At 37.5% G+C, this 22,222-nt stretch carries 21 protein-coding genes, 1 tRNA gene and 1 pseudogene; 9 read left to right on the top strand and 14 right to left on the bottom strand.

Annotation, left to right across the window (positions count from 1 at the left end):
• The first annotated feature begins 202 nt into the window (after positions 1 to 202).
• Genes BQ7997_RS08055 through BQ7997_RS08035 form a run of 5 tightly spaced genes read left to right on the top strand, consistent with a single transcriptional unit; the run spans position 203 to position 5,192 of the window.
• Entirely contained in the window at positions 203 to 802 is a 600-nt protein-coding gene (locus BQ7997_RS08055) for a hypothetical protein (protein WP_073345320.1), read from the top strand.
• Positions 803 to 840: 38 nt separating this feature from the next.
• Complete coding sequence (locus BQ7997_RS08050) at positions 841 to 2,193, top strand: hypothetical protein (protein ID WP_073345318.1); 1,353 nt, start codon at positions 841 to 843, stop codon at positions 2,191 to 2,193.
• Positions 2,150 to 2,794, top strand: coding sequence for a helix-turn-helix domain-containing protein (locus BQ7997_RS08045; protein WP_073345315.1), 645 nt, complete (start codon positions 2,150 to 2,152; stop codon positions 2,792 to 2,794). The genes BQ7997_RS08050 and BQ7997_RS08045 overlap by 44 nt, the downstream gene beginning before the upstream one ends.
• Positions 2,795 to 2,808: 14 nt before the next feature.
• On the top strand, positions 2,809 to 4,275 hold the full coding sequence (locus tag BQ7997_RS08040; protein ID WP_073345313.1) for a hypothetical protein: 1,467 nt from the start codon (positions 2,809 to 2,811) through the stop codon (positions 4,273 to 4,275).
• Positions 4,276 to 4,292: 17 nt separating this feature from the next.
• The gene (locus tag BQ7997_RS08035) at positions 4,293 to 5,192 is read left to right on the top strand and encodes a hypothetical protein (protein WP_073345310.1); all 900 of its coding nucleotides are present in this window, start codon (positions 4,293 to 4,295) and stop codon (positions 5,190 to 5,192) included.
• A 124-nt stretch (positions 5,193 to 5,316) separates the two neighbouring features.
• Here BQ7997_RS08035 and BQ7997_RS08030 read toward each other — a convergent pair.
• Together BQ7997_RS08030 and BQ7997_RS08025 are read right to left on the bottom strand one after the other, a co-directional pair.
• Positions 5,317 to 5,745: pseudogene (locus BQ7997_RS08030) on the bottom strand (PepSY-like domain-containing protein); the annotation flags it as partial.
• A gap of 21 nt (positions 5,746 to 5,766) precedes the next feature.
• Positions 5,767 to 6,204 (bottom strand): PepSY-like domain-containing protein, encoded by a 438-nt coding sequence (locus BQ7997_RS08025; protein ID WP_073345308.1) that lies wholly within the window; start codon positions 6,202 to 6,204, stop codon positions 5,767 to 5,769.
• A gap of 319 nt (positions 6,205 to 6,523) precedes the next feature.
• Between BQ7997_RS08025 and BQ7997_RS08020 the strand changes: the two genes are divergently transcribed.
• From BQ7997_RS08020 to BQ7997_RS08010, 3 genes are read left to right on the top strand one after another with little or no spacing between them, the layout of a single operon-like run.
• On the top strand, positions 6,524 to 7,675 hold the full coding sequence (locus tag BQ7997_RS08020; protein WP_022138261.1) for a COG1470 family protein: 1,152 nt from the start codon (positions 6,524 to 6,526) through the stop codon (positions 7,673 to 7,675).
• 2 nt (positions 7,676 to 7,677) lie between these two features.
• On the top strand, positions 7,678 to 8,421 hold the full coding sequence (locus BQ7997_RS08015; RefSeq protein ID WP_073345305.1) for an ABC transporter ATP-binding protein: 744 nt from the start codon (positions 7,678 to 7,680) through the stop codon (positions 8,419 to 8,421).
• Positions 8,414 to 9,370 (top strand): ABC transporter permease, encoded by a 957-nt coding sequence (locus tag BQ7997_RS08010; RefSeq protein ID WP_044654816.1) that lies wholly within the window; start codon positions 8,414 to 8,416, stop codon positions 9,368 to 9,370. Before BQ7997_RS08015 ends, BQ7997_RS08010 begins: the two co-directional genes overlap by 8 nt.
• Positions 9,371 to 9,471: 101 nt before the next feature.
• Here BQ7997_RS08010 and BQ7997_RS08005 read toward each other — a convergent pair whose 3' ends face one another.
• The 9 genes from BQ7997_RS08005 to BQ7997_RS07970 form a co-directional block, all read right to left on the bottom strand.
• Positions 9,472 to 10,743, bottom strand: a complete 1,272-nt coding sequence (locus tag BQ7997_RS08005; RefSeq protein WP_073345303.1) for a sensor histidine kinase — start codon at positions 10,741 to 10,743, stop codon at positions 9,472 to 9,474.
• Between the two features lie 16 nt (positions 10,744 to 10,759).
• Positions 10,760 to 11,437, bottom strand: a complete 678-nt coding sequence (locus tag BQ7997_RS08000) for a response regulator transcription factor (protein ID WP_073345300.1) — start codon at positions 11,435 to 11,437, stop codon at positions 10,760 to 10,762.
• 138 nt (positions 11,438 to 11,575) lie between these two features.
• Positions 11,576 to 13,069, bottom strand: coding sequence for a proline--tRNA ligase (gene proS / locus BQ7997_RS07995; protein WP_022138266.1), 1,494 nt, complete (start codon positions 13,067 to 13,069; stop codon positions 11,576 to 11,578).
• Between the two features lie 170 nt (positions 13,070 to 13,239).
• A tRNA-Gly gene (locus tag BQ7997_RS25470) sits at positions 13,240 to 13,345 on the bottom strand.
• Positions 13,346 to 14,012: 667 nt separating this feature from the next.
• Complete coding sequence (locus tag BQ7997_RS07990) at positions 14,013 to 14,423, bottom strand: lipocalin-like domain-containing protein (RefSeq protein ID WP_159436751.1); 411 nt, start codon at positions 14,421 to 14,423, stop codon at positions 14,013 to 14,015.
• Positions 14,424 to 14,448: 25 nt separating this feature from the next.
• On the bottom strand, positions 14,449 to 14,817 hold the full coding sequence (locus BQ7997_RS07985; RefSeq protein ID WP_073345295.1) for a lipocalin family protein: 369 nt from the start codon (positions 14,815 to 14,817) through the stop codon (positions 14,449 to 14,451).
• A gap of 454 nt (positions 14,818 to 15,271) precedes the next feature.
• Complete coding sequence (locus tag BQ7997_RS07980; RefSeq protein ID WP_073345292.1) at positions 15,272 to 15,859, bottom strand: tyrosine-type recombinase/integrase; 588 nt, start codon at positions 15,857 to 15,859, stop codon at positions 15,272 to 15,274.
• 154 nt (positions 15,860 to 16,013) lie between these two features.
• Entirely contained in the window at positions 16,014 to 16,286 is a 273-nt protein-coding gene (locus BQ7997_RS07975) for a hypothetical protein (RefSeq protein ID WP_010536485.1), read from the bottom strand.
• Between the two features lie 302 nt (positions 16,287 to 16,588).
• Complete coding sequence (locus tag BQ7997_RS07970) at positions 16,589 to 17,605, bottom strand: DUF3871 family protein (RefSeq protein ID WP_073345291.1); 1,017 nt, start codon at positions 17,603 to 17,605, stop codon at positions 16,589 to 16,591.
• 524 nt (positions 17,606 to 18,129) lie between these two features.
• On the opposite strand from BQ7997_RS07970, the gene BQ7997_RS07960 reads away from it, so the two are divergent.
• Complete coding sequence (locus BQ7997_RS07960; RefSeq protein WP_073345284.1) at positions 18,130 to 18,720, top strand: putative polyvalent protein kinase domain-containing protein; 591 nt, start codon at positions 18,130 to 18,132, stop codon at positions 18,718 to 18,720.
• 358 nt (positions 18,721 to 19,078) lie between these two features.
• On the opposite strand, the gene BQ7997_RS07955 is transcribed toward BQ7997_RS07960, so the two are convergent.
• The 3 genes from BQ7997_RS07955 to BQ7997_RS07945 all read right to left on the bottom strand — a co-directional run bounded on the left by BQ7997_RS07955 (position 19,079) and on the right by BQ7997_RS07945 (position 22,164).
• Complete coding sequence (locus BQ7997_RS07955) at positions 19,079 to 19,708, bottom strand: hypothetical protein (RefSeq protein WP_073345282.1); 630 nt, start codon at positions 19,706 to 19,708, stop codon at positions 19,079 to 19,081.
• Between the two features lie 77 nt (positions 19,709 to 19,785).
• Positions 19,786 to 20,859, bottom strand: coding sequence for a hypothetical protein (locus BQ7997_RS07950; protein ID WP_073345279.1), 1,074 nt, complete (start codon positions 20,857 to 20,859; stop codon positions 19,786 to 19,788).
• Between the two features lie 345 nt (positions 20,860 to 21,204).
• On the bottom strand, positions 21,205 to 22,164 hold the full coding sequence (locus BQ7997_RS07945; protein ID WP_235817269.1) for a hypothetical protein: 960 nt from the start codon (positions 22,162 to 22,164) through the stop codon (positions 21,205 to 21,207).
• Positions 22,165 to 22,222: the final 58 nt, after the last annotated feature.

Here is a 22,222-nt window from a genome sequence, read left to right as displayed (position 1 = left end):
TAATTTTTTTCATTCTCCTCTGTTACCTTTTCCCTTTTTCTTGTATAAAGAGAAAAAAGCAAACCTTGTTTTGGCAGGGTGCGTAATTAATAGTTGTGATGATGTTCCAAAACAAGGTTCGTTGATTTTCGTCAACAACCTTGTTTCGGATAGTGCACAACTGTTATTTAACTTATTTTTGTCCAACATAAGTACATAAAACATGAATGATAAACTAAGTATATCTTATCATACAGCAAAAAGAATTTTATTGGAGCTATTGGAAAATAATGATTTTTCAACGGATGAAGATATTTTGAAGATTTTAGGTTCGGTGGTACAAAAAGAGATTAATAATGAAACAAACAATGATAAGGAAGAAATGAGCCGGATTATTATAGACAAGAACGGGCATATATTTTTGCCTGACTACTCTCCTATGGAAGTAAAGATGCCATATCTGCCGAAAACCGTATTTCTTTTTTTCTTAATACATAAAGAAGGTGTCGAATTTAAAAGTATGTACAACTATATGTATGAATTGTATGAAATCTATCAAATAGTAGCGTTAGAGAAAAATACGGAGGCCGGCAAGATAAGGCGTAGTCTTGAAAATTTGGTGGAACCTGTCAATAATAGAATCTACGAAACATGCTCCATCATCCGTCGAAGTCTTGCGAACGTAGTTCCTGAATCATTGATGGAAATATATTGTATTACGGGGAGACGAGGGGAAAAGCATCAGATCAATGTCGACCGCTCATTAATAAAAGTGGAGAATGGAAAACTAAAAGAGATGTTTGATATGAAAAATGATTTATAATGAGGAATAAACTAAATGTTACACTAAAAAAAATAACAATGAAAACATTGGATAAACTGTTTGTAAAAGGCAAAATCAGCCATAAGAAAGCAACCCTTCTTTTAGGAGTAGTTTGCGGTACTTTATTAGTATCTTCCTGTGGTGGAAGCATGATCAAGAAAGAAAAAGGAAATGATTGGACAGTAATGAAACTTAAAGGTCAAGTAAAAAAAATGACAGAAAAGAAATCGTCCTTTGATATTTCTTCACTTTATACCTTTAATGAAAAAGGTTATTTTAATGAGAAGGGACAAATTTCAACTTGGCCCGCTAATAAAACTGTAATAACAGAACGGTATGAATATGATGCTGATGGCAAACTCTCTTGCATTAGTTTTTTTAGTAATATGTCAGGTGATTTGCAGAGTAAACAGATCTACAAAGATGGTTTACTTACAGAAGAGCAGAAGTATGCTGCCGATTATCCAGAGAGTAAACTTAGTAGCACAAAATATTATGCTTATGACAAAAAAGGTTTACTTTCTAAAAGTTGGACAGATCAAAATGAACAGAATCGTGCAGAATATGAATGTGACCGGGCGGGAAATATTATAAAGCTCATTGGTTATTCGATGGATAAGGTATATGAAACTTGTAAGACGGGCTATGAATACGATAATCACGGAAATATAACAAAACATGAGATATATTATCGGGAAAGGAAAGATGATCCGGGAGAAAAAGATGGTATGCTTGATTATGTTGAAGAATATAAATACGATGATAATAGCCGTTTATTGGAACGGAACAATATCATTTATCGATATAATAGCGGAAAAAAAGAAAATGAAATCAGTCAAAAACAATCTTATACATATAAGTATGATGAACAAGATAATGTAGTAGAAATGTCATGCCTGACGTATGGCTATAGGGACGGAAAAGAACAGGAACCCGGTTCTCCGGCAATTACTACTTACATATATACTTATGATAAACATGGAAACTGGACTTCACGGGAGACACAATATAACGGAAGAAAACAAGATATGGTATCCCGTACGTATACGTATTATGGAGAAGCTGAGCCTAAATTTACAATGGAAGATTTGGTCGGTGCATGGGACTATTATTCCGAACCTACGAACAAAATTGAAATGGTGTTCAAAAGGGACGGAACACTGATTGACTATATTGATTTTCATTCCACAGGAACTTATAAATTCAATCCGGAAGGTACAGTAATAACAATGCAATTTACATATGATGATGGAGAAGAATCACAGACTTCCAAGCCTATGGATTTTCAGATTCAAGAATATACCGGAGATCGATTGATACTAAAAAGTGGTGAAACTCTTCTTTATTATGACAGAAAAACAAAAAGCGAAAATTATAATGGTAAATACTAACAATTTAACAACTATAGTGATGAAAACAACAAAAAATTATTTGATTTTCGGAGTGTTAACCTTATGCTCCTTGTTCTTTTTGGCAGGATGTGATTCTGATGGAAAACTGCGTGAAAGTTTGAATGAATATGTTAATATGAATCATAGTCAGTTCTTTCTTACCGGAAAGTTTGTCTTCGACGAAAATGTTACAGATATGAATCTTGGTAAAATTACTATTGATATGTTAAGCAGCCTACGGGATGAAGGACTTATCACATATACAGTTTTGGAAAGTCAAGGTTCAATTCATGAAGTTGATGTAAAATTAACAGAGGAAGGGATGAAATATGCAGAAAAAGCAGAAGGAAATGTATATTCAGTACGTTTACATACAGAGAAAGTCGATAAGATATTGGAAAAAGAATTCAATGAAGACACAGGTACAGGAATATGCTATTACTCTACCGTATATGATAAAGTTACTCCTTTTGGAAAAATCATGATGGGAACTAAATCCGGCGATGTATCCCAGAAGAAAATTGATAGAAGAGTAAAGAAGATTGATGGAGTATGGCAAGCTGAATGGCCGTCTTGGAAAGCACCGAAAGAGAAAAAGTAAATATATAGAATAATATGAAGAAAATATTCTTTTTATTTTTGATGATAGCTACCTTGTTGAAAGTACAAGCACAGGGAAGCTCTCCTGTAGGGGTATATGAAGGAAAAGATAAAGTGTTAGGAATGACTCGCTTAGGATATCTTGAGATAAATCTTGATGAGCCTTTGGTACCAGACTTTTCACAACAATTCATAAAAGGGCAGAATCATAAGTTTATGCTTCTGCCTGATAATTACCAAAAAAAGCCTTCTACTCATTTTAAAGGACAAAAGGCTACAGGGTTTATAAAATTTCAGAATAGAATGTTACTTGTCAATTCCGAGGTTTGTAAATTAAGTAATCCTTCTGAAGGTGATAACTGTTGGACATTAGACTGGGAAAACGAAATGGGACAAAAAGGAAAATGTACTTTATATGCTCCTACTGACTCTACGTTGCTTTTTATTGGACTAGGTTCATTTGATAAGTCAATAGGCCCTGACAGTTTACTGTTTGCCCTCAACAAAGAAGAGAGTTCGGTAGCCGGTAAAAGGTCATATCTCACCCGCAAACCTCGTCCTCAAAAAGAGGAAGAATCCGGTAATCCCTCTAATTCTCCTGAGGCTTCTGATTCTTCCAGGCCATCTTCCCAAATACCCGATAATGTACCTGAAGTATTACGGAAGTATAAACCTTCCGTGCCGACAACTATAAAAGTTCCAGCTACCAATTCGGGCTATATTAAAGGCACATGGGTAGGAAAACTTACCGATGGAAGCGTTATTTCCATCACATTGAATTCTGCTGCCAAAAGCATCAGCTATTATGGACATAAATACTATGGACTTGTTAAAACGGATGGGCCGACTTTCATAGAGGAAGGGGTAGTTGCTGTTCAGAAAATAGGAGATGCTATGTATGGACTATACACTCGTCCGTTAAGTACAGATGTATCTGATATTCATTATTCCATTGTGGCTGGTTATCTGAAAGATATACTGTTTTTCCCGACTTCTGCTACTCCGGCAAAAAATGTTATGGGTCGTCCGGCACCTATGCCGGTGTCGATATACTGTATGCCGCCATTGCCGCATTTTATTCCGATGTGTTCAACGGGAAAAGAAGTGAAAAATTTCCCTCTAAACTTTTATCAGAAGGGATATTATAAAAACAGAGAAGGGGAAGCTGTATTATGTTATGGAATCATATTTACTTCCTTTAATATGGGAAGCCGTACAGATGAAGATATTATTCTGGAAGCCTATCCTGACATACATGGTGTTGATAAAAAGAATGTCAGAATAAAATATAAGTGTGGCAGAACGGATAATGTTTATACGGCGGTCTTGGTATATAATCATCAAAAAACAGAATATAAGGTTACTCAAGTGAAGATGGTAAAATCAGAAAGTAAATACCCCGATGCAAATGACTGTTATTTACAGAATGGTATCATTGGATGCGTGGGACTTTTGGAAGTAGTGATAGAATATAAACGATAATATAAAAATATATAGACATGAAACGTATTAATAAATTCTTGCAGTTACAATTCTGTATGCTGTTGTTGTTACTGACAGTTTTACCTGAGTTTAATTTACTCAGTGCACTTTTGGGTTTTAATTTTGACATTCCTAAATTCTGTTGTAAAGTACTTGGACTTGTTGGTGGAGGTATGGCTTTTTATTATTTTTATAAAGAGGCACAATCGAAATCTCAGCAACTTCCTACTTCTTTCTTAGCCACTGCCATAAGCGGTATGGCTCTTGTCCTGCTAGCCATGATTCCGGGAGTACCTTCTTGGTTGGATTATATTGCACTTATAGCTTTGTTTGTTGCAATTTACCTTTGCAGGAATAGCCTAGGTGTTGAGTGGAAAAATAGAGGATCGCAAGGAGCCTATTTTATATTATTGGCCATTTTGCTACATGTATATAATGGTATTGGTGACACAATGATAACCGGTGTTGCAGCTCTAATCGGTTTAATAATCTACTGGATGGGGCTTGGGCGAATTAGGACAGCTTTGGATTCTATAGGTGAGCAAGGAGTATCCAAATTGAAAATAGCCGTTATATTGGGACTGGTAGGAGTAATTATCGGATGGATTCCATTAATTGGTGGTATCATAGGCGGTATTCTTGCTATATTGGCTTTCGTGTTTGAATTTATGGGATATGGACTATTAAAAAGCTCAAATGCCATCGGTAACGAAGGACAGATAGGTGCAGGAAAGTTGCGTACAAGTATGATTATTCTTTTAATAGCCACTGTTATCGGTTTTATTCCCGGATTAGGAATAGTCGAAAAATCACTCTCATTAGTCTCTTTATGGTTTGTATTTCAAGGTTGGAACCAAATTTTATTGGGTATGGAAATGAAATCGGGAAGAGCGGAAGTCGAGCTTCAAGAAAGTTAAACTATAATATATAATAAGGGTCAAATAAACGATGACATCATCCGCCAGGAATCATGTCATCGTTTATCTTATATATGATGTAACTATTACTACTTCAGAATATTATCATCACAAGTCATTAACCAAGTATCTGTCCGTCAGCCGATATCTTCACATCCTTTTCGCTGTTTTCTATATCTATCAAGTAGTATGTGTCACCTGTTGCTTCTTCCACATATTCAGCGTCGTCATCATCAACTTGGCCGGGGTATGTGGTATTAATCGTATTTTTTACAGCTTGCGGCAGTGCATCATACGGAATATCCGTTTCCGTCATCTGCCACTTCCCATCTTGAGTGAACCATGCAGACGTTTCGTATCCATCATAGAAATCCGCTACATAATATCCTGACTTGCTCTCCCATTTCACATTGGCCGCGTTCGGATATTTGGATGAAAAGGCATTTTGCAATTCAGCAGGAACAGCTATGGAATCATCGTCATTATTATCACAGCTTTGCAAGCTCCATGCAGCACCTAACGCTAATATAAGTGTATAAATTTTCAGTTTCATCATTGTCTGAATTTTGAGGGTTTAGTTATCAATATCAATCAAGTTGAATTTCAAGTCAAACTTCAATTCCGTACGATTGAAAAGTTTTACTTCATACTCCTTTTTATCGCGTTCTATTTTCAGAACCTTTACGTCAGGATAGTTGGTCGTTACATATTGCCGGATAGCCGTGGGGATCGTTGCTGTGGGAACGACCGTATGTTTGCAGTCTATTTCCGTCCACTCTCCCTTCTTGTCAAATTCTACTTTATTACCATTCGTGAAAATCACTTCATAACTTTTATAGAAGAATTCACTCTCCATCTTTGCCAAAGCCACTTTGCTGTCAGCAAAATGCTGTTTGATAAACTGCTGTGCCGCTTGTGGCATTTGAGTAACCTGAATGGGCTTGTCATCATCTGCACGTGCCACAGTTTGCAAAGTAAATAAGCATACTAATAAGAATACTAACTTTTTCATAATCGTTGTTTTTTTAATTGGTTTTACTATTATCATTTAATTTATACTGCAAAGATGAGAGCAGAATCTGAAAAGATTTGGGAATTTTGAGAAATTTCGCAAAAAAAATCATCGAAAATTATAGTGACGCTATACCGTCGTCATGGCGTCACTATGTTTATGGGATACCGTCACTATCCCATGAAGATAGCGTCACTATAATTTCACCACAGAATTAGATTCTTTATAATTCTTTTAGTAGCAATTAATAAACACATCACTTATTTTTGCAGCCATAGATTTGGCAATATTCATATTAAATAACCATAAGAACTTTTGTATGACTATGAGAACAAATTATCTCTTATTATTAGCTATTCTACTGGGACTGATTCCCATGAACTACACACGCGCAAATGATTCGATTTCTAAAAGCGTGGTATTGTACACACCTTACACAAAAATCTCCGTATCACCCGGAGCATCAATTGATTACAGCATTGACCTTATTAACAACACTGACGAATTGACGAATGCAACCCTTTCCGTCAGCGGGCTAGGCAGCAGTTGGAAACATGAAATGAAATCCGGTGGATGGAGTCTGAGTCAGTTATCCGTGCTTCCTAAAGAAAAAAAGACTTTTAATTTAAAAGTCGAAGTTCCATTGAAAGTAAATAAAGGAAATTACCACTTCGTTGTGTATGCCGGAGAAACGAAACTTCCATTGGACATTGTTGTTGCCCAGAAAGGTACTTATCAGACGGAGTTTACTACCGACCAGCCTAATATGCAGGGAAACTCCAAATCCACTTTTACTTTTAGCGCTACTTTGAAGAACCAAACGGCCGATCAGCAATTATATGCATTGATGGCTAATGCGCCAAGAGGATGGAATGTTATTTTTAAACCCAATTACAAACAAGCCACTTCAGCTCAGGTAGAAGCAAACAGCACTCAAAACGTAAGTATAGATGTTACTCCGCCTGCCAATGTCGAAGCCGGCAGTTATAAGATTCCGGTACGTGCGGCCACGGGGACTACTTCGGCAGAATTAGAATTGGAAGTCGTTGTTACCGGCTCTTATCAAATGGAGCTGACTACTCCACGTGGACTGTTAAGTACAGACGTTACAGCCGGTGATGTGAAGAAAATAGAGTTGGAAGTCAAGAATACAGGATCTTCATTGCTGAAAGATATCCAATTATCCGCCAATAAGCCGGCAGACTGGGAAGTGACCTTCGAACCTTCCAAGATTGATGCGTTAAAAGCCGGAGAAACATCAACTGTGACGGCTACATTGAAAGCTTCTAAAAAAGCACTTCCCGGCGATTATGTGACTACCATGATGGCCAAGACCCCTGAAGTAAACGCGGATGCGCAATTCAGGATAGCTGTAAAGACTCCAATGATATGGGGATGGGTAGGTGTACTTATTATTATTGCTACCATAGGTGTTGTCTACTATCTGTTCCGTAAATATGGAAGGAGGTAAATATGGGCGAACAAGTGATCGTACTTACCGATTTAACCAAACAATATGGTAACTTTACTGCTGTAGATCATATTCGCCTGAATATTCAGAAAGGAGAAATTTTCGGATTATTAGGCCCGAACGGTGCCGGAAAATCAACGACTATATTAATGATGTTGGGATTGACGGAACCCACATCGGGAACGGTCGAAATTTGTGGAATAAATTCCACTACACATCCTATCGAGGTGAAAAGGAAAATCGGGTATCTTCCCGAAGATGTAGGATTCTATGATGATATGACAGGCCCGGAAAATCTGATCTATACAGCCCGGTTGAATGGTATTCCTGATGGGGAAGCAAAAGAAAAAGCAATGGAGTTGATGAAGCGTGTAGGCCTTGAAGACCAGTTGAAGAAAAAGACCGGAAAATATTCCCGGGGAATGAGACAGCGTCTGGGGCTTGCCGACGTACTAATAAAGAATCCGGAAATTATTATTTTGGACGAACCGACTTCAGGTATTGACCATGCGGGTGTTCAGGAGTTTATCGAATTGATTCATTGGTTAAGCAAAAAAGAGGGCTTGACTGTGCTGTTTTCGTCCCATCATTTGGATCAGGTACAGAAAGTTTGTGACCGGGTGGGGTTGTTCAGTAGCGGCAAATTACTGGCTTTGATTGATATGGCAGAACTGAAAGAAAAGAAACAGGAATTGTCTGATATTTATAACCATTATTTTGAGGAAGGAGGAGAAAGACATGAATAAAGTCAATCATCCTTTTTGGGTTATCGTCAACAAAGAAATTGCCGATCATGTCAAGAGTTGGCGTTTCATTATCTTGATTGGTATTATAGCACTCACTTGTATGGGGTCGTTATATACGGCGCTCACCAATATAGGTGCAGCCATAAAACCTAATGATCCGGACGGTTCATTCCTATTCCTGAAGTTATTCACGGCATCGGACGGGACTCTTCCCTCTTTTGTGTTGTTTATCAACTTCCTGGGGCCATTGTTGGGAATTGCTTTAGGTTTTGATGCTGTTAATTCCGAGCAGAATAAGGGAACATTAAGCCGTATGCTCTCCCAGCCTATTCATCGTGATTGTATTATTAATGCCAAGTTCGTGGCTGCTTTAATAGTCATTGGTATCATGCTGTTTGTACTGGGCTTTTTAGTAATGGGATTCGGACTGGTTGCCATTGGTATTCCTCCTACGGCAGAAGAATTCTGGAGAATTGTTTTCTTCATTATAACAAGCATTTTCTATGTTGCCTTCTGGTTGAATCTGGCTATTCTGTTTTCACTTCGTTTTCGTCAGGCTGCTACTTCAGCACTGGCATCGGTAGCCGTATGGCTATTTTTCAGCATATTCTATACGATGATTGTGAATTTGGTGGCAAAAGGGCTGAGTCCGTCGGAAATGGCATCGCCTTATCAGATAATCAGTTATCAGAAGTTTATTCTTGGTTTGATGCGTCTGGCACCGAGCGAACTGTTTAATGAAGCTACTACGACATTGTTGATGCCTTCTGTCAGAAGTCTCGGCCCACTGACTATGGAACAGGTACAGGGAGCTATTCCAAGTCCTCTACCTTTAGGACAAAGCCTTTTGGTCGTTTGGCCGCAACTGACCGGATTGATTGCAGCGACTGTTATCTGTTTTGCAATTTCGTATAGTATGTTTATGAGAAGGGAAATCCGTTCCCGATAACTATCGTACAATTTAATTCTAATGAAATTCCCCTTGTTTAAATCACGCTTATCTGCAATATGATTTAAATAAGGGGATTCTTTTATGGAGAGAATCAAGTCCTATTTAGAAATCTCAAAGCAATGTTCTCCCTGTTCGTAGTAATACCGTAGGGTAAGATGCTGCAAGCGACAGATGGATTCGGCTATTGCCAATCCCAATCCGGTAGAACCTTCCTTCTTGGCACCTTGATAGAAACGCTCAAAGATATGTTCCTTGTCCAACGGATGCTCTACTCCTGTATTCCGGAAAGTTATATTGTTTTTAGTCACAACTATTCGGATATGTCCCCTATCTACATTATGCACAAAAGCATTCTTTAGAAGATTTGTCAGTAAAGCCACCGCCAGGGATTCATTCATTGTAACATTGAAAATATCTTGTTCTTCAATGCAAGTTTCTATATTGCGATAGTTATACACTTCTTTATAGTCTTGCAAGTACTGTTTGAGAAGTATATTAAATTCCAACTGTTTAGCATCGGTAAACTGACCATTATCTATCTTAGTAAGTAATAGCAGGGATTTATTCAGTTTGGTAATGTACTCCAAGGTCTGATGTGTTTTTATCAATTCTTCCAGTTGCTTTTCTGATAATGAATCATCTTCCATCAGCATTTCCAATCGGTTGCGGCAGATGGCAAGCGGAGTCTGTATCTCATGCGAAGCATTCCCTATAAACTGTTTTTGCTGTTCAAACATCTGTTCTGTACGTTCTACATAACGGGTAGCGGCATCATTCAATTTCCTAAATTCTGTAATTTGGGTATTATTGTTCAACGGTTCATTTTTTTTCCCGGTTTGATAATTGTCCAACCAATGAAGAAGTACATACAGCGGGCGCATGTTCCGATAGAATACCCACACCGAAATTATAATAATACAGAATAGTAAAGCCACATACAGAAAAATAATCCATACCTGAATAGCATCTTTCAAATCATCTTTTTCGATACTGGGAGTAGAGACTGTCAGTTCATGGTATCGTCCTTCATCATCCTGAAAGATTGTGGTAAGAATGCGTGCCGGTTCGGTTTCTCCTTTTTCTTCAATATATACCATGGAGTCCTTGTACTGAATATCTTCCTGACTTTCCGCATATTCCTTACTTACTTCCGTCATATAATACTGATTGTTGGAACCGTTAGTCTTGGAGGGTAGTTCCTCGCCTGCCAACGCACGGATAATAATTGTTTCCGAATAGTCTTCCAAGGCATCATCCACTTCATCATTCACTTCGTCAATCATCGTGACATAAAAGAAAACAGCCCAGACAGTCAAGATAAGAGTCAGAGCAAGAGTGATACGGAGAATGATGTAATATATTAATTTCATGGATGATAGTCTCTTTTTATTCAACAATCAATTTATATCCGAATCCGTAGACTGCTTTTATTTCAAGGGTTGCGCCCGAATCTTTGAGCTTTTTGCGTAGATTCTTGATTTGGGCATATATGAAGTCGAAATTATCTACCTGATCAATATGATCTCCCCACACAGATTCGGCCAATGTATTTTTATTGATTAATCTTCCGGGACGGTTAATGAAGTATAGCAGAATATCATATTCCTTTCTGTTCAATTCCAGTTCGCGGTCATTAACGAATACACGGAATTTATCCGGTTCTATCCGGACATTTCCCTGACGAATATCAATCTCTCCATCCTGTTGATGACGACGGATCACGCTTTTTATCCGGGCATTCAGTTCCACCAAATGAAATGGTTTCGGTAAGTAATCATCCGCTCCGAGCTCAAGCCCCAAGACTTTATCTTCTAAAGAATCCTTTGCAGAAATGATAATCACGTTTTCCCGTTTATGGAGAGCTTTCAATCGTTCGAGAAGGTCAAGCCCGCTTCCATCCGGCAGCATAATATCCAGCAAGATACAATCATAGTCGTAATCCTCAATTTTACGTAACGCTGAATTGAAGTCGCCCGCTGTTTCCACAACATAACGTTCTTTTTCAAGTGAACATTGGATCAGTTCCCTTAACGACGGCTCGTCTTCTACAATCAATATCTTCATTGTTCTTTCTCCTTTCTTTATAAATGCATTACAAAGAAAAGGGATATTTCTGAAATAAAACTGAAATGGGCATAAAAAAAGTCGGAAACCATTACTGATTCCCGACTTTTGATTCTATCAGATTTACTTTCTATAAGCTTAATAAGAACGTGCGAATACTACACGGCAAGCAGAAGGTTTACCTGTAACCATACATTTACCCGGTTCCTTGTCACCCGGAACAAAGGAGTCGAACGGGATACAACGGATAGTAGCTTTTGTATCTTCTTTAATCTTTTCTTCTGTTTCGGTAGTTCCGTCCCAGTGAGCAAGAATAAATCCGCCTTCTTCGATTTTTTCTTTGAATTCGTCGTAGGTATCTACTGTCGTAATCTTGGAGTTACGATAGTCTAATGCTTTCTTGTAGATATTTGCCTGCATTTCTTCAAGCAAGTTCTGAACGTATGTCTCGATACCGTCGCACGTAATAGTTTCTTTTTCCAGCGTATCGCGGCGCATCACTTCCATCGTATTGTTCTCGAGGTCACGGCCACCCATTACCAAACGAACAGGAACACCCTTCAATTCATAATCCGCAAATTTGAAGCCCGGACGCTTATTGTCTGCATTATCATATTTCACTGAGATGCCCAATGCTTTCAATTTAGCGACAATACCTTCTACTTTAGCGTCAATCTGTTTCAGTTGGTCATCGTTCTTATAGATAGGAACGATGACTACCTGAATCGGAGCCAAATGCGGCGGTAATACCAAACCGTTATCGTCAGAGTGAGTCATAATCAATGCACCCATCAAACGAGTGGAAACACCCCATGAAGTAGCCCAAACATACTCCAACTTGTTTTCTTTATTAACAAACTGAACGTCGAATGCTTTTGCGAAGTTCTGTCCCAAGAAGTGGGAAGTACCACTTTGCAATGCTTTTCCATCCTGCATCATCGCTTCGATTGTGTAAGTATCAAGTGCGCCGGCAAAACGTTCGTTAGCTGATTTTACACCTTTTACTACCGGAACGGCCATATATTTTTCAGCAAAGTCACCATACACATTCAACATTCTGATAGCTTCTTCTTCCGCTTCTTCACGGGTAGCGTGAGCGGTATGTCCTTCCTGCCACAAGAATTCAGCAGTACGCAGGAACAAACGGGTACGCATCTCCCAACGGAAAACGTTCGCCCATTGATTGCAAAGGATGGGCAGGTCACGGTATGACTGAATCCAGTTCTTATAAGTGTTCCAAATGATCGTTTCCGATGTCGGACGGATAATTAATTCTTCTTCTAATTTAGCAGCAGGGTCTACTACTACGCCCGAACCATCTTCCGCATTTTTCAGACGATAGTGTGTTACTACGGCACACTCTTTTGCGAAGCCTTCCACATGCTCTGCTTCGCGGCTCAGGAATGATTTCGGGATTAATAACGGGAAATATGCGTTTACGTGTCCTGTCTCTTTGAACATGTCATCCAGTTGACGTTGCATTTTCTCCCAAATAGCGTATCCGTAAGGCTTAATCACCATACATCCGCGTACGGCAGACTGCTCTGCCAAATCAGCTTTTACCACCAAATCGTTGTACCACTGTGAGTAGTTTTCACTACGTTTGGTAAGGTCTTTCAGTTCTTTTGCCATTATATTCTTCTATTTAAATTTTTTCGGGTGTTAAAACAGGGTGCAAAAATACGAAAAATGAGCGAACTGCGCTCATTCTTCATACATTATTTTCTTTATATCTCAACTGTATATTATAATAAACAAAAAATCAGACAGTATGCATAAGTTAACTGCCTGATTTTCAAACGAGCGGTAAACGAGGCTCGAACTCGCGACCCCCAGCTTGGGAAGCTAGTGCTCTCTAAAGCCTTCAAAGCCTTCGGCTTCGCAGGCAACCAACTGAGCTATAACCGCTTATAATAGTTATCTTTAATAACAGATTTCCTTATAGAATCTATGGTTGAACTCTTGGTTGAACTTCTAAGTTAAATCCAAGAATGGTTAATAATTAAATTAATAATCTCTTTGCGGACTTCATCCACGCTGCAAAGGTAATGAATTATACTTATAATGCAACTATTCAACCCTTCATAGACAGGGGGATTATATTAATATATTCTGCAATAAAAGGTAGTATTAGTAATGCTATGGTAATTATCTACATTCAATAATAGCTTAATCACCTATTCCTTGTTTACAGCCTTACAAACTTTGGAATAGTGGTATTTAAATATGCCTGCCCTGCAATATTTAAAACTTCGCTCCTTGTATTATGTTCTTCCCCTGCTTCTTAGTACCTTTACTGTAGATAAATCAATTACCAACCTATTTATTGCTACACAAATATGCAAGTAACACCAAAGAGGAATAACACAATTCATTATTTACCACAAGAGATTAAAGAAACCAAACTCACAGAAGTAACATACTTACCTATTACAAGGGAAATGTTAGAACAACTATTCTCAAATTCAGCTAAGAAGGATAAGCATAAATTAGTTAAGAAGAGAAGGAGGTAATTAATAAGGCAGCAAGTGAATGTTACTTCAATGCTGCCTTTCGTCTTTATTGAAGATTCTTGTTATACCTTCTTACAGTAGAAGGTAGTCCATTGGTTATTATCATCTTCGTCCCATTGCCATTGGAATTCTGTATCAGTCAGTTTAACGACCTTGATAGTATAAGATTCTCCACCATTTACATACTTGGCATTAATAACCTTATTCTTTGCGTCATAGGTATAAGTCGAATGGTCAGATTTAGTTGCTCCTGCTTCATCTGTAAAATAGAAGTTAGAAGCTGTTACCACAAGGTATGGATAACCATCCCATTCTTCTGTTTCACCTTCGTAATTTGTCTTTTCAATCTTCCACTTGCCTATGAAATTGGCAGCATCACCACTCTTGTCGTCATCATCATCACCACAAGCTACAAAGTTCACACTCATAATAATGGCTACTAAAGCCATACCAATAAATCTTAATGTCTTCATTATCATAATCTATTAGATTCAATACTCATTTCTTCTTATAAGTAATTTCTGTACCATACTCATTCTTGGCTGTCATAGTATTGCCATTAATGTTGATAGTGTATTTGTCGGTATCATCATCGTCATAGTTTATTATTAATGTACTGGATTTACTATCATAGATGTAAGTAAACTGATATGTGTATGATTCACTATCATCGTCATAAAATAAATGCTCTTCTCCGCTTCCGTCATTTCGGAAGGTCCACCTTAAATGTTCGCCTTCATCATCGTTCTGCCATACTCCAACCAATGGATTAGACGGGTCATCATCGTCATCATCACCACAAGCGGTAAAGTTCAAACACAACACAACCATTAACAAGGTCGTTCCAATAAATCTCAATGTTCTCATAATTGATATAAATTTAATCTTGCCAACCTGTTCCCTATAGTTGGCTACTACATACAAGAAGCGTGGGAACTATTGAATATTACTATCATGAGGCTCTGGACTGCCCACTACTTAATAATAAACAATAGCCCACGCCAGAAGAATATATAGTTCATCCCTTAAGATGAATATATAACACTGACGTGAGCGTTCTTGCCTATTATCCTAAGTAGTTGAAATTGTCCAGATTTCATGATAGGATAATATATCAAACGCTCTTCGTTAACTATGTCCTTTCAGAACTATCTCCATAGAAGTCTGAAATTGCTACAAAGTTACTAAAAGCTGTTTAATTTGCAAGAACTATTGTTTATTAAATGTTGAGAGCTGTCTCTACTCAATAATTCAAGGTTGGTATGAAACTTGCCAAATCCCCATATAAGTAGAAATTCTGAACTTCCATACCAACACAATTTTAGAAGCTAAGACAATCATAAGTATTAAGTAATTCCTCTTGCCTTAATCCCAAGTATCTCTTAGTAATTGACACACTGGAATGATTGAATAGCTCCATGAGCTTGACAAGTGCAAGCTCTGAATTATCACTGTTCATATTATAGACCTGTCTGCCAAAGGTCTTCCTAAGAGAATGGCAACTGAAATTGCCTATATGCAACCTGTACTTCTTCTTAATCTCCTTCAACATGACATTAATTCTTTGAACTGTGTAGACTGTCCCCTTCTGACTTATCAATACAGGCGCATTTATGCCAACTGGATTTATATGCTCATAACAATCTCTGATATGGTGCTGTAGCTGCATATTAATCCTAATTGTCCTTTGCTTCCCTGTTTTAATCTCTGTAATGGTAAACTCTTCTGCATCTAATATCTGATTCCACCTCAAAGCAAGAATATCAGAAATTCTTAAACCTGTGAAGCAACCTAAAGCAATAAGAAGTGACATCTTATAATTACTATCCCTTGCCAATTTTCTTATTAAGTTCATTGCTTCGCTCCATTGCAGATAATCTGCTGTTGTACTTGAATATTTAAGTGACATAACGTTCTGATTTATAGTGAAACTAATATAAGTGAATATTAATTTTAAACTGGAATATCTAACTTGCTGATTATTAGCTAAACATTCACTAATAGAAGAAGTGAATATTATAAAGCAAGGACACTAAGTAAATAATGTCCTTACTTCATTCAACCTATATAAAAGGTAGGTGAGCTTCATCCAACACGCCACTATCAACTATCCGTTGACAAAGTTCGTGTGATGCCTGATTCCTAAGGTCTGTACCATAGTCCTTACTACCAACCATGCGAATAATCTCCACAATGGTCTTTATTAATTCCTGCTGTAGTGTACGGTGATAACACCTTGTACTCTCTGCAAACCTTTGGGGATTCCAACTATAATCGTTCAAGGCTCTTTCAAGTTCTTGCGCTGCCTTGTATTCGCGACTGCCTTCTATTACCATATTTATAATATTTAAGAGGTTTATAAATAGCAAGAGTACCTATATAATAGTATATAGATACCCTTATTAGTACTTCATGTACTACCTCAACATAATAATTTGAAATATTGATATATAGTCCAAATAATCATGAAGAAGAATACAATAGGTGAAACTGCACATGCAATAAAGAACATAATAGTCCAAAATATAACAGCGAATAATGCTACTAACATAAATCTTTAATTATTAATTAAGTAATGAATAAATTAAGGGACACCCTTATTATATGGATGTCCCCTATTAAATACTGTATAATACCACTAACTAAGAAACCATTGGTATTTGTCATCACCGTGTAAAGCGGAACATATACCCGTTGCAAGTTCTGTAGCATTATAGGCTCTATCCAAGAATGAATCTATATAGCTACTCTTATTTGCACCTGTGAGTAAGTTGTAGAACTTCCACATGGACAAGTCATTTCCCAAGCTGCCAAAGTTCTCGTCATTGATATACGCTTTAGCCACATTGTTAACCTGTGTATCAGTAAGTAGCATTCTTGGTATATCCTTTTGATAGCCTTGCGGTAATGACTGATAAAGTCTCATTCTGCCTAATAGTTGGCAGAACTGATGCTCTGTCATACTGGTATTGCCTAAAGACTGCATCAAATGTATGTGCTTGGCTGCATCGTATTTGTGGAACATCTCCAATACCGCTTGATATAAATCCCTTGTATTGGTAACTTCCAAGCAACTAAGATAACCGTCTGTAGATACACATAGATTTGTGCAAACCTTACAAGTAAAGCCAATAAACACTTTAAAGCGTTCCGCACCTTTCTTTGAATAAAGATTGGTATGGTTATAAGCTCTGACACCGCCAATAGCAAGTGTTAGCCTGTTACCATGTACTGTCTCATAGATAGTAGGAACTTCAATAACAAAAGCGCACCTCTCGTAGTAGATAGTCTTGTCACTCTCTAATAACTGATTGGCGGGCTTATGAATTGCTTCGGGAATCCTGCCTTTGATTACATGAGAAATACGAATATCTGGCGATTCAATTTGTTCACCGCTAAAGAGTGTATTGGTTGCATCCTGTACCGCTTCGATAAAAGCCACATGAGATAATGTAGCTTCGTTATCTTTGGCAAATACAGGGATAATGCAATCATTCCTTAGATGTTCCAAACTGGCTTCAATCGTATTGGCTTCAATAAATAACGGGCGTTTCTGCTTAATAACAGGCTCTTCAATTATTACCGCTTCTTCTGCATATTCACCAAAGTTTCTACTAATTCTCTGCACTGGCATAATCTGTAATGTTGATTCCATAATCTGATAAATTATTAAGTTAATATGATTAGTAAATACTGCATTTGAGGACAAAATGAGGGCTTAACATGAAGTACTATTCATTCACTTATCTTTGTGCATCTTTATATGTAGACATATACAAATCGTTGATAAGTCCGCATATTTCAGAAATTCAAAGCGTTTGTGGGCTGAATAGCGATTCATGTTATCCTTTCATTTCTCCTAATGATTCGGTATGGGGTGTTAGGCGTAACATGAGCGGCTTGTGTATGATATATATGTACTTATACGCTTACTGACAAATCAAATATTTCACTCTATCACTGCGTAAAGTCTAAATAGAAACACGACCTAAATCTAAAGGGCGGGGGTATGATTTTAGATACTACCAAATTTGGGTTTGGGCATATAATATAAATAAATCTCATTAAAAGGTAGTACACTAATACATCTTTATATTGTCAGATTCAAATAGATTGGCTACATTTGCATAAACTCATAATTATATGAATTATGGAATATATAAATGAATTTCACAAGCAATGGATAGAGCGTACCCGCCAATCAATAATCTCTTGGAGCAAGCAGCCTGTATCACCGGAAGAAGTAAGGAAGCAACAGGAGAAGTTGAACCAACAGAGAGCTATAAGGGAAGGCAAATTAAAGAACTGATAGAATTTGCCAACGCCAACAACTTATGGATTGACTTGTCACCCCTCAATATAACCTACATGGATAAGGGCGGTGAGAATGAAGTGTTCCATGACGGTAAATCGTCTGTTATCAAACTGAACAACTTTGAGTATGCAGGAGATGATTTGGAGAACTTCTTCATTCGCATTAACGCACACAATAAGTTCTTTAGTAATGTACCCTATCAGATGATTGGCTTCTCTTATAACAGCCGCCAAGAGTTCAGTGCAGTTCTCACACAACCTTACATATTGGCAGAACGGGAAGCAACAGAAGATGAAATTGTTGAATACATGGAAGCGCTTGGCTTTGAAATGGATTATATAGACGAGTTCCATAACGACCAATATGAAGTGTTTGATGCTGTTCCCAACAATGTGCTGTACGGTATTGACAAGGACTTGTATTTTATTGATACTCAAATCAGACTAAAGAAGTAATTTAGATATATGTGTAGAGGGATAAAATCCCCAACCTTATAATATAAATCTCATTAAAAGGTAGTATTCTTATCAAATGCTGTCTCTATCATTATTAATTTGACTTCATAAGCATATAACGTTCATATACCATAGGTGGTGGGGAAATTCATCTCATTATTAATTATATAATATAAGATGTATTTTCCCCTGTTTCCCATTAATCAGACTTCAGAAGCGTATTATGTGCATATAATATCAGTATGGCTACCTTCCGCCAATAAATAATCAGTAGAAATGTCTATTAATATACTGGCTGTCTGATAATGGGGAAATTATGTGCCTTATTAATTATATAATATAGCACTATTTATCCCCTCTATTCGTCTTTACTGGAGTTCAGAGTTATATTGGGTAGTTCACAGCATCCCCGTTCTCTTGCACTTGACTTCTTCTGCCCTTTAAAGTCATTCTCAAGTAAAATTCCGTCAGTGTGGAGAACTAATTTGTTTCCATTATAAGAAACGAGCTTGCTAAGCAATTCACTGATGTACTTGTCATAAGTCTTTCTATCCATTCTTAAAGTCTTGATTATATTAGCTTTAGTAAGTTCTATATTGCCATATTTGGATAGTAATATAAGTTGGATAAATAAACCCTTAGCCTCAACACTCAATTCTACGTTAACAAATTCTCTGGATAATGTTATACATTTAAGTTCCATAGGTGGGATATGATACACATTACGTTTACTCTTGTATGCAAATCCATTATTTGCATAGTACGGTTTAATATCTAAGAACTCTCTGAATTTATTATTGAATCCATTTACAGACTTGTCGCCAGTCAAACTCTTTAGTTCATCCAATGTAATTCTAACATTGTACCAATCATCTCTACATAATGATAAACAGTAAAACCTGTAAAGATAGGCAGGCTTGAACAAGTTAGTCATTGAGTAGTTGATTGTAGCATTGCTTCTGCACGAAGCTAAAAATCTTGTCTTCATATCTTTATTGTATTTAATATTAATAATTTGTTATTGGTAGAGCCTACCTGTCACATAGGCTCTCTGTTTGATTGGAGTTAGGCTTCCAGTGCTTCTTTAAGCATTACTTGGAAGTCATCCTCTTCTTTGACCTGTTTCAGTCTCTCTTCATTCAGATTCAGAGCCTTCAATTTATCCAATGCTTCAAATGCCTGCTCCTCACCATTTATCTTAGCGTAACTGTTAAAGCCTTTAATGAAGTATCGCTTTGTGAGGAAGGAGACTGTGAGGTGGGCGGCTTTACAAAGTGTAATGAATTTATTTCCCCTCTCAATTTCAATTGTCGTACCTTTAGGCAGCTTGTACTCTTCACCCTTCAATACCTTGTCAAGAGCTTTCTCTGATATGCTCTTCCTTGTATAAACCAAACCTGCCGTTGTAGGATTGAATCCCTCTTTGATAAGTTCTGCCATATTCTTGAACAATGCTTCTTCTGATGTCAGAGCGGCTACTGTCAGTCTGTCTTTCTTGTCCCAGTTACCAACAGTGTTGATGTTTACCAGATATTCTCCTATATTCTTAACTTCTTTGACAAATACATTAGGAATGACTATGCCGCCCTTGATTGCGTTTAACTTGGCAAATGCAGTACCTCTGTGCTGTCCGTCCAGAATCACATAGTAGCCTTCTGCTTCCTCTGCACTTAACTCTCTGCCGTTGATGTCCGTTACAGTATATCCTGCTTCTATCAATGCTTTGGCTTCCGCTACAATGATTGGGTAGGCTTCTTCATACTTGCCATTGTCAATAATGGCGATGAACTCATCCACTTTCTTAGAGTTGATAACCCTGTTATTCTTAACCAAAGCTATCTTCTTTGACACTTCCTTACCGTCCTTAGCCAGTCTGAACGTGATTACATCATCATTCAAAGCTACGGTAGATGCCAGCTTCTTGCTTTCAACCTGTGCAATCTCCTGTTGCAATTGGGCTATAATTTCCCGTTGGGCATTGATGATAGTGTCATTCATTCTCTTGTTGATTAAGCTCTTTAAGTCTCTCTCTTCTTTAGCAAGACGCTTCTTTAAATCTTTGGTGCACATGGTTGTTATTGTTTTAATGTTAGATACTGTGTTTACGTTCTCTGTTGCTTTGGTTAATTCTGCTGTCATATTCTTTAAGTTTTAAATGGTTAATAATTATTGCAACCTCCGGTTAAGTGTGCACCCTTAACGTTTGATTGCGGTGCAAAACTACTGCTATCCTAACTGCTGTCTTATAAAGAATAAGCTCTGATTTCAGCTCTATTCTTTAGGAACTTGTCTTGTCAGTTATTCAATGCTCTCGTTTGACATTGCAAAGGTGAGGAATAGTCGGAAGGTGTGTTATAAAGAATAGAAGGCGATTTTGTGTGCATTCTTTAGATATAAGAATATCAATGAATTAGCTAATTTAAAGACATAAAAATAACTACCACGTGATTACATGGTAGTCTGTAAGGATTGGTGGATTATTAATTACCAGAGATGTTCTGTAGACTGATTATTGGGTGAGAAATTGTAGTCTTCTGTCTGTTTGGTCTTCCATTGCGGTTTATAGCCTTGTTTCACCAAATAGGCTATTGCTGCATTGGTGTAGTTCTCATCATTATTGAAACTGCCTGTTTCAAATAATAATTCCATGTAGCCTAAAGTCATGCGTATCTGTTCACTCTTGGTCTTTAATGCGGAATATCTTTGTAACAGGTGGAATGTACCGTACATGATTAGATTATGGGCTGCATTATTGGCTTTCCTACCCTTCTTCTGTGAATATACTTCCTTCAATTCCTGTTGGGCTTCTTCCAAACTATTTACTCCTAAATAGATGTGAAGGTAGTTATCCAATAAATCAGTCAGCCAATAGCAAGAGTTATCAAGAGTAATCTTCTTAACTCCGTTATCAATGGTTATAGGACTGAATACCCTTAGCTCCTTCTTCTTGGAAGGTGAGTATCTCTTGGTATTCAGCAACTCATATAGCTTTAGCATTTCTGGACGGACTTGTTCCAGATAAGGCAGTGTGTTCTCTGATATGGTAACTTCTGTGTAAAGTTCACCATTCTTATACTTCTCATATATGGCAGCTACAACAAGCATACTTATTCCAATTACTCCGTCGTTGTCAGTTTCACCATGCTTCTGTAATAAATCAATCAGCCGTTCCAATAAATTATCACTTGGCAGAGTGATAAGTATATTGTGTTCTGAATCTATAATGAAGCTACTTGGATTAAACGCCTTACTGGTAGAAGTGGGTTTGGGAGCATACCGTTTATAATCAAATACTCCGTTATCTACTGCGATAGTATTTAGAAATGAATAGTCTGTCATGTAGTTCTTACAAACATCTTCACTGATTCCGTTGGGATATTCATGGTAGTAAGTAGCTGACAGTTCATTCTCAAACATGGCACGCTTATAGCCAAAGTATTCCATGAGTATGGGTTCTATCTTCTTTAATTCTGGAATTGGTAGTATGTAATCTCTCATATCG

It is taken from the genome of Bacteroides congonensis (genome assembly GCF_900130125.1).
In the GTDB taxonomy this organism is placed as follows: Bacteria; Bacteroidota; Bacteroidia; order Bacteroidales; family Bacteroidaceae; genus Bacteroides; species Bacteroides congonensis.
The sequence above is the reverse complement of the archived record's forward strand: the minus strand, read 5'-3'. Positions and strand labels throughout refer to the sequence as shown.

Coding starts and splice junctions, on each gene's coding strand:
- BQ7997_RS08040 (WP_073345313.1), top strand. CDS start 2,809: ATGAAGAAAATATTCTTTTTATTTTTGATGATAGCTACCTTGTTGAAA.
- BQ7997_RS07950 (WP_073345279.1), bottom strand. CDS start 20,859: ATGACAGCAGAATTAACCAAAGCAACAGAGAACGTAAACACAGTATCT.
- BQ7997_RS08045 (WP_073345315.1), top strand. CDS start 2,150: ATGACAGAAAAACAAAAAGCGAAAATTATAATGGTAAATACTAACAAT.
- BQ7997_RS07975 (WP_010536485.1), bottom strand. CDS start 16,286: ATGGTAATAGAAGGCAGTCGCGAATACAAGGCAGCGCAAGAACTTGAA.
- BQ7997_RS07985 (WP_073345295.1), bottom strand. CDS start 14,817: ATGAGAACATTGAGATTTATTGGAACGACCTTGTTAATGGTTGTGTTG.
- BQ7997_RS08020 (WP_022138261.1), top strand. CDS start 6,524: ATGACTATGAGAACAAATTATCTCTTATTATTAGCTATTCTACTGGGA.
- BQ7997_RS08010 (WP_044654816.1), top strand. CDS start 8,414: ATGAATAAAGTCAATCATCCTTTTTGGGTTATCGTCAACAAAGAAATT.
- BQ7997_RS07990 (WP_159436751.1), bottom strand. CDS start 14,423: ATGAAGACATTAAGATTTATTGGTATGGCTTTAGTAGCCATTATTATG.
- BQ7997_RS07945 (WP_235817269.1), bottom strand. CDS start 22,164: ATGGAATACTTTGGCTATAAGCGTGCCATGTTTGAGAATGAACTGTCA.
- BQ7997_RS08015 (WP_073345305.1), top strand. CDS start 7,678: ATGGGCGAACAAGTGATCGTACTTACCGATTTAACCAAACAATATGGT.
- BQ7997_RS08050 (WP_073345318.1), top strand. CDS start 841: ATGAAAACATTGGATAAACTGTTTGTAAAAGGCAAAATCAGCCATAAG.
- BQ7997_RS08000 (WP_073345300.1), bottom strand. CDS start 11,437: ATGAAGATATTGATTGTAGAAGACGAGCCGTCGTTAAGGGAACTGATC.
- BQ7997_RS07970 (WP_073345291.1), bottom strand. CDS start 17,605: ATGGAATCAACATTACAGATTATGCCAGTGCAGAGAATTAGTAGAAAC.
- BQ7997_RS08035 (WP_073345310.1), top strand. CDS start 4,293: ATGAAACGTATTAATAAATTCTTGCAGTTACAATTCTGTATGCTGTTG.
- BQ7997_RS08005 (WP_073345303.1), bottom strand. CDS start 10,743: ATGAAATTAATATATTACATCATTCTCCGTATCACTCTTGCTCTGACT.
- BQ7997_RS08025 (WP_073345308.1), bottom strand. CDS start 6,204: ATGAAAAAGTTAGTATTCTTATTAGTATGCTTATTTACTTTGCAAACT.
- BQ7997_RS07980 (WP_073345292.1), bottom strand. CDS start 15,859: ATGTCACTTAAATATTCAAGTACAACAGCAGATTATCTGCAATGGAGC.
- proS (WP_022138266.1), bottom strand. CDS start 13,069: ATGGCAAAAGAACTGAAAGACCTTACCAAACGTAGTGAAAACTACTCA.
- BQ7997_RS07960 (WP_073345284.1), top strand. CDS start 18,130: ATGGATAGAGCGTACCCGCCAATCAATAATCTCTTGGAGCAAGCAGCC.
- BQ7997_RS07955 (WP_073345282.1), bottom strand. CDS start 19,708: ATGAAGACAAGATTTTTAGCTTCGTGCAGAAGCAATGCTACAATCAAC.
- BQ7997_RS08055 (WP_073345320.1), top strand. CDS start 203: ATGAATGATAAACTAAGTATATCTTATCATACAGCAAAAAGAATTTTA.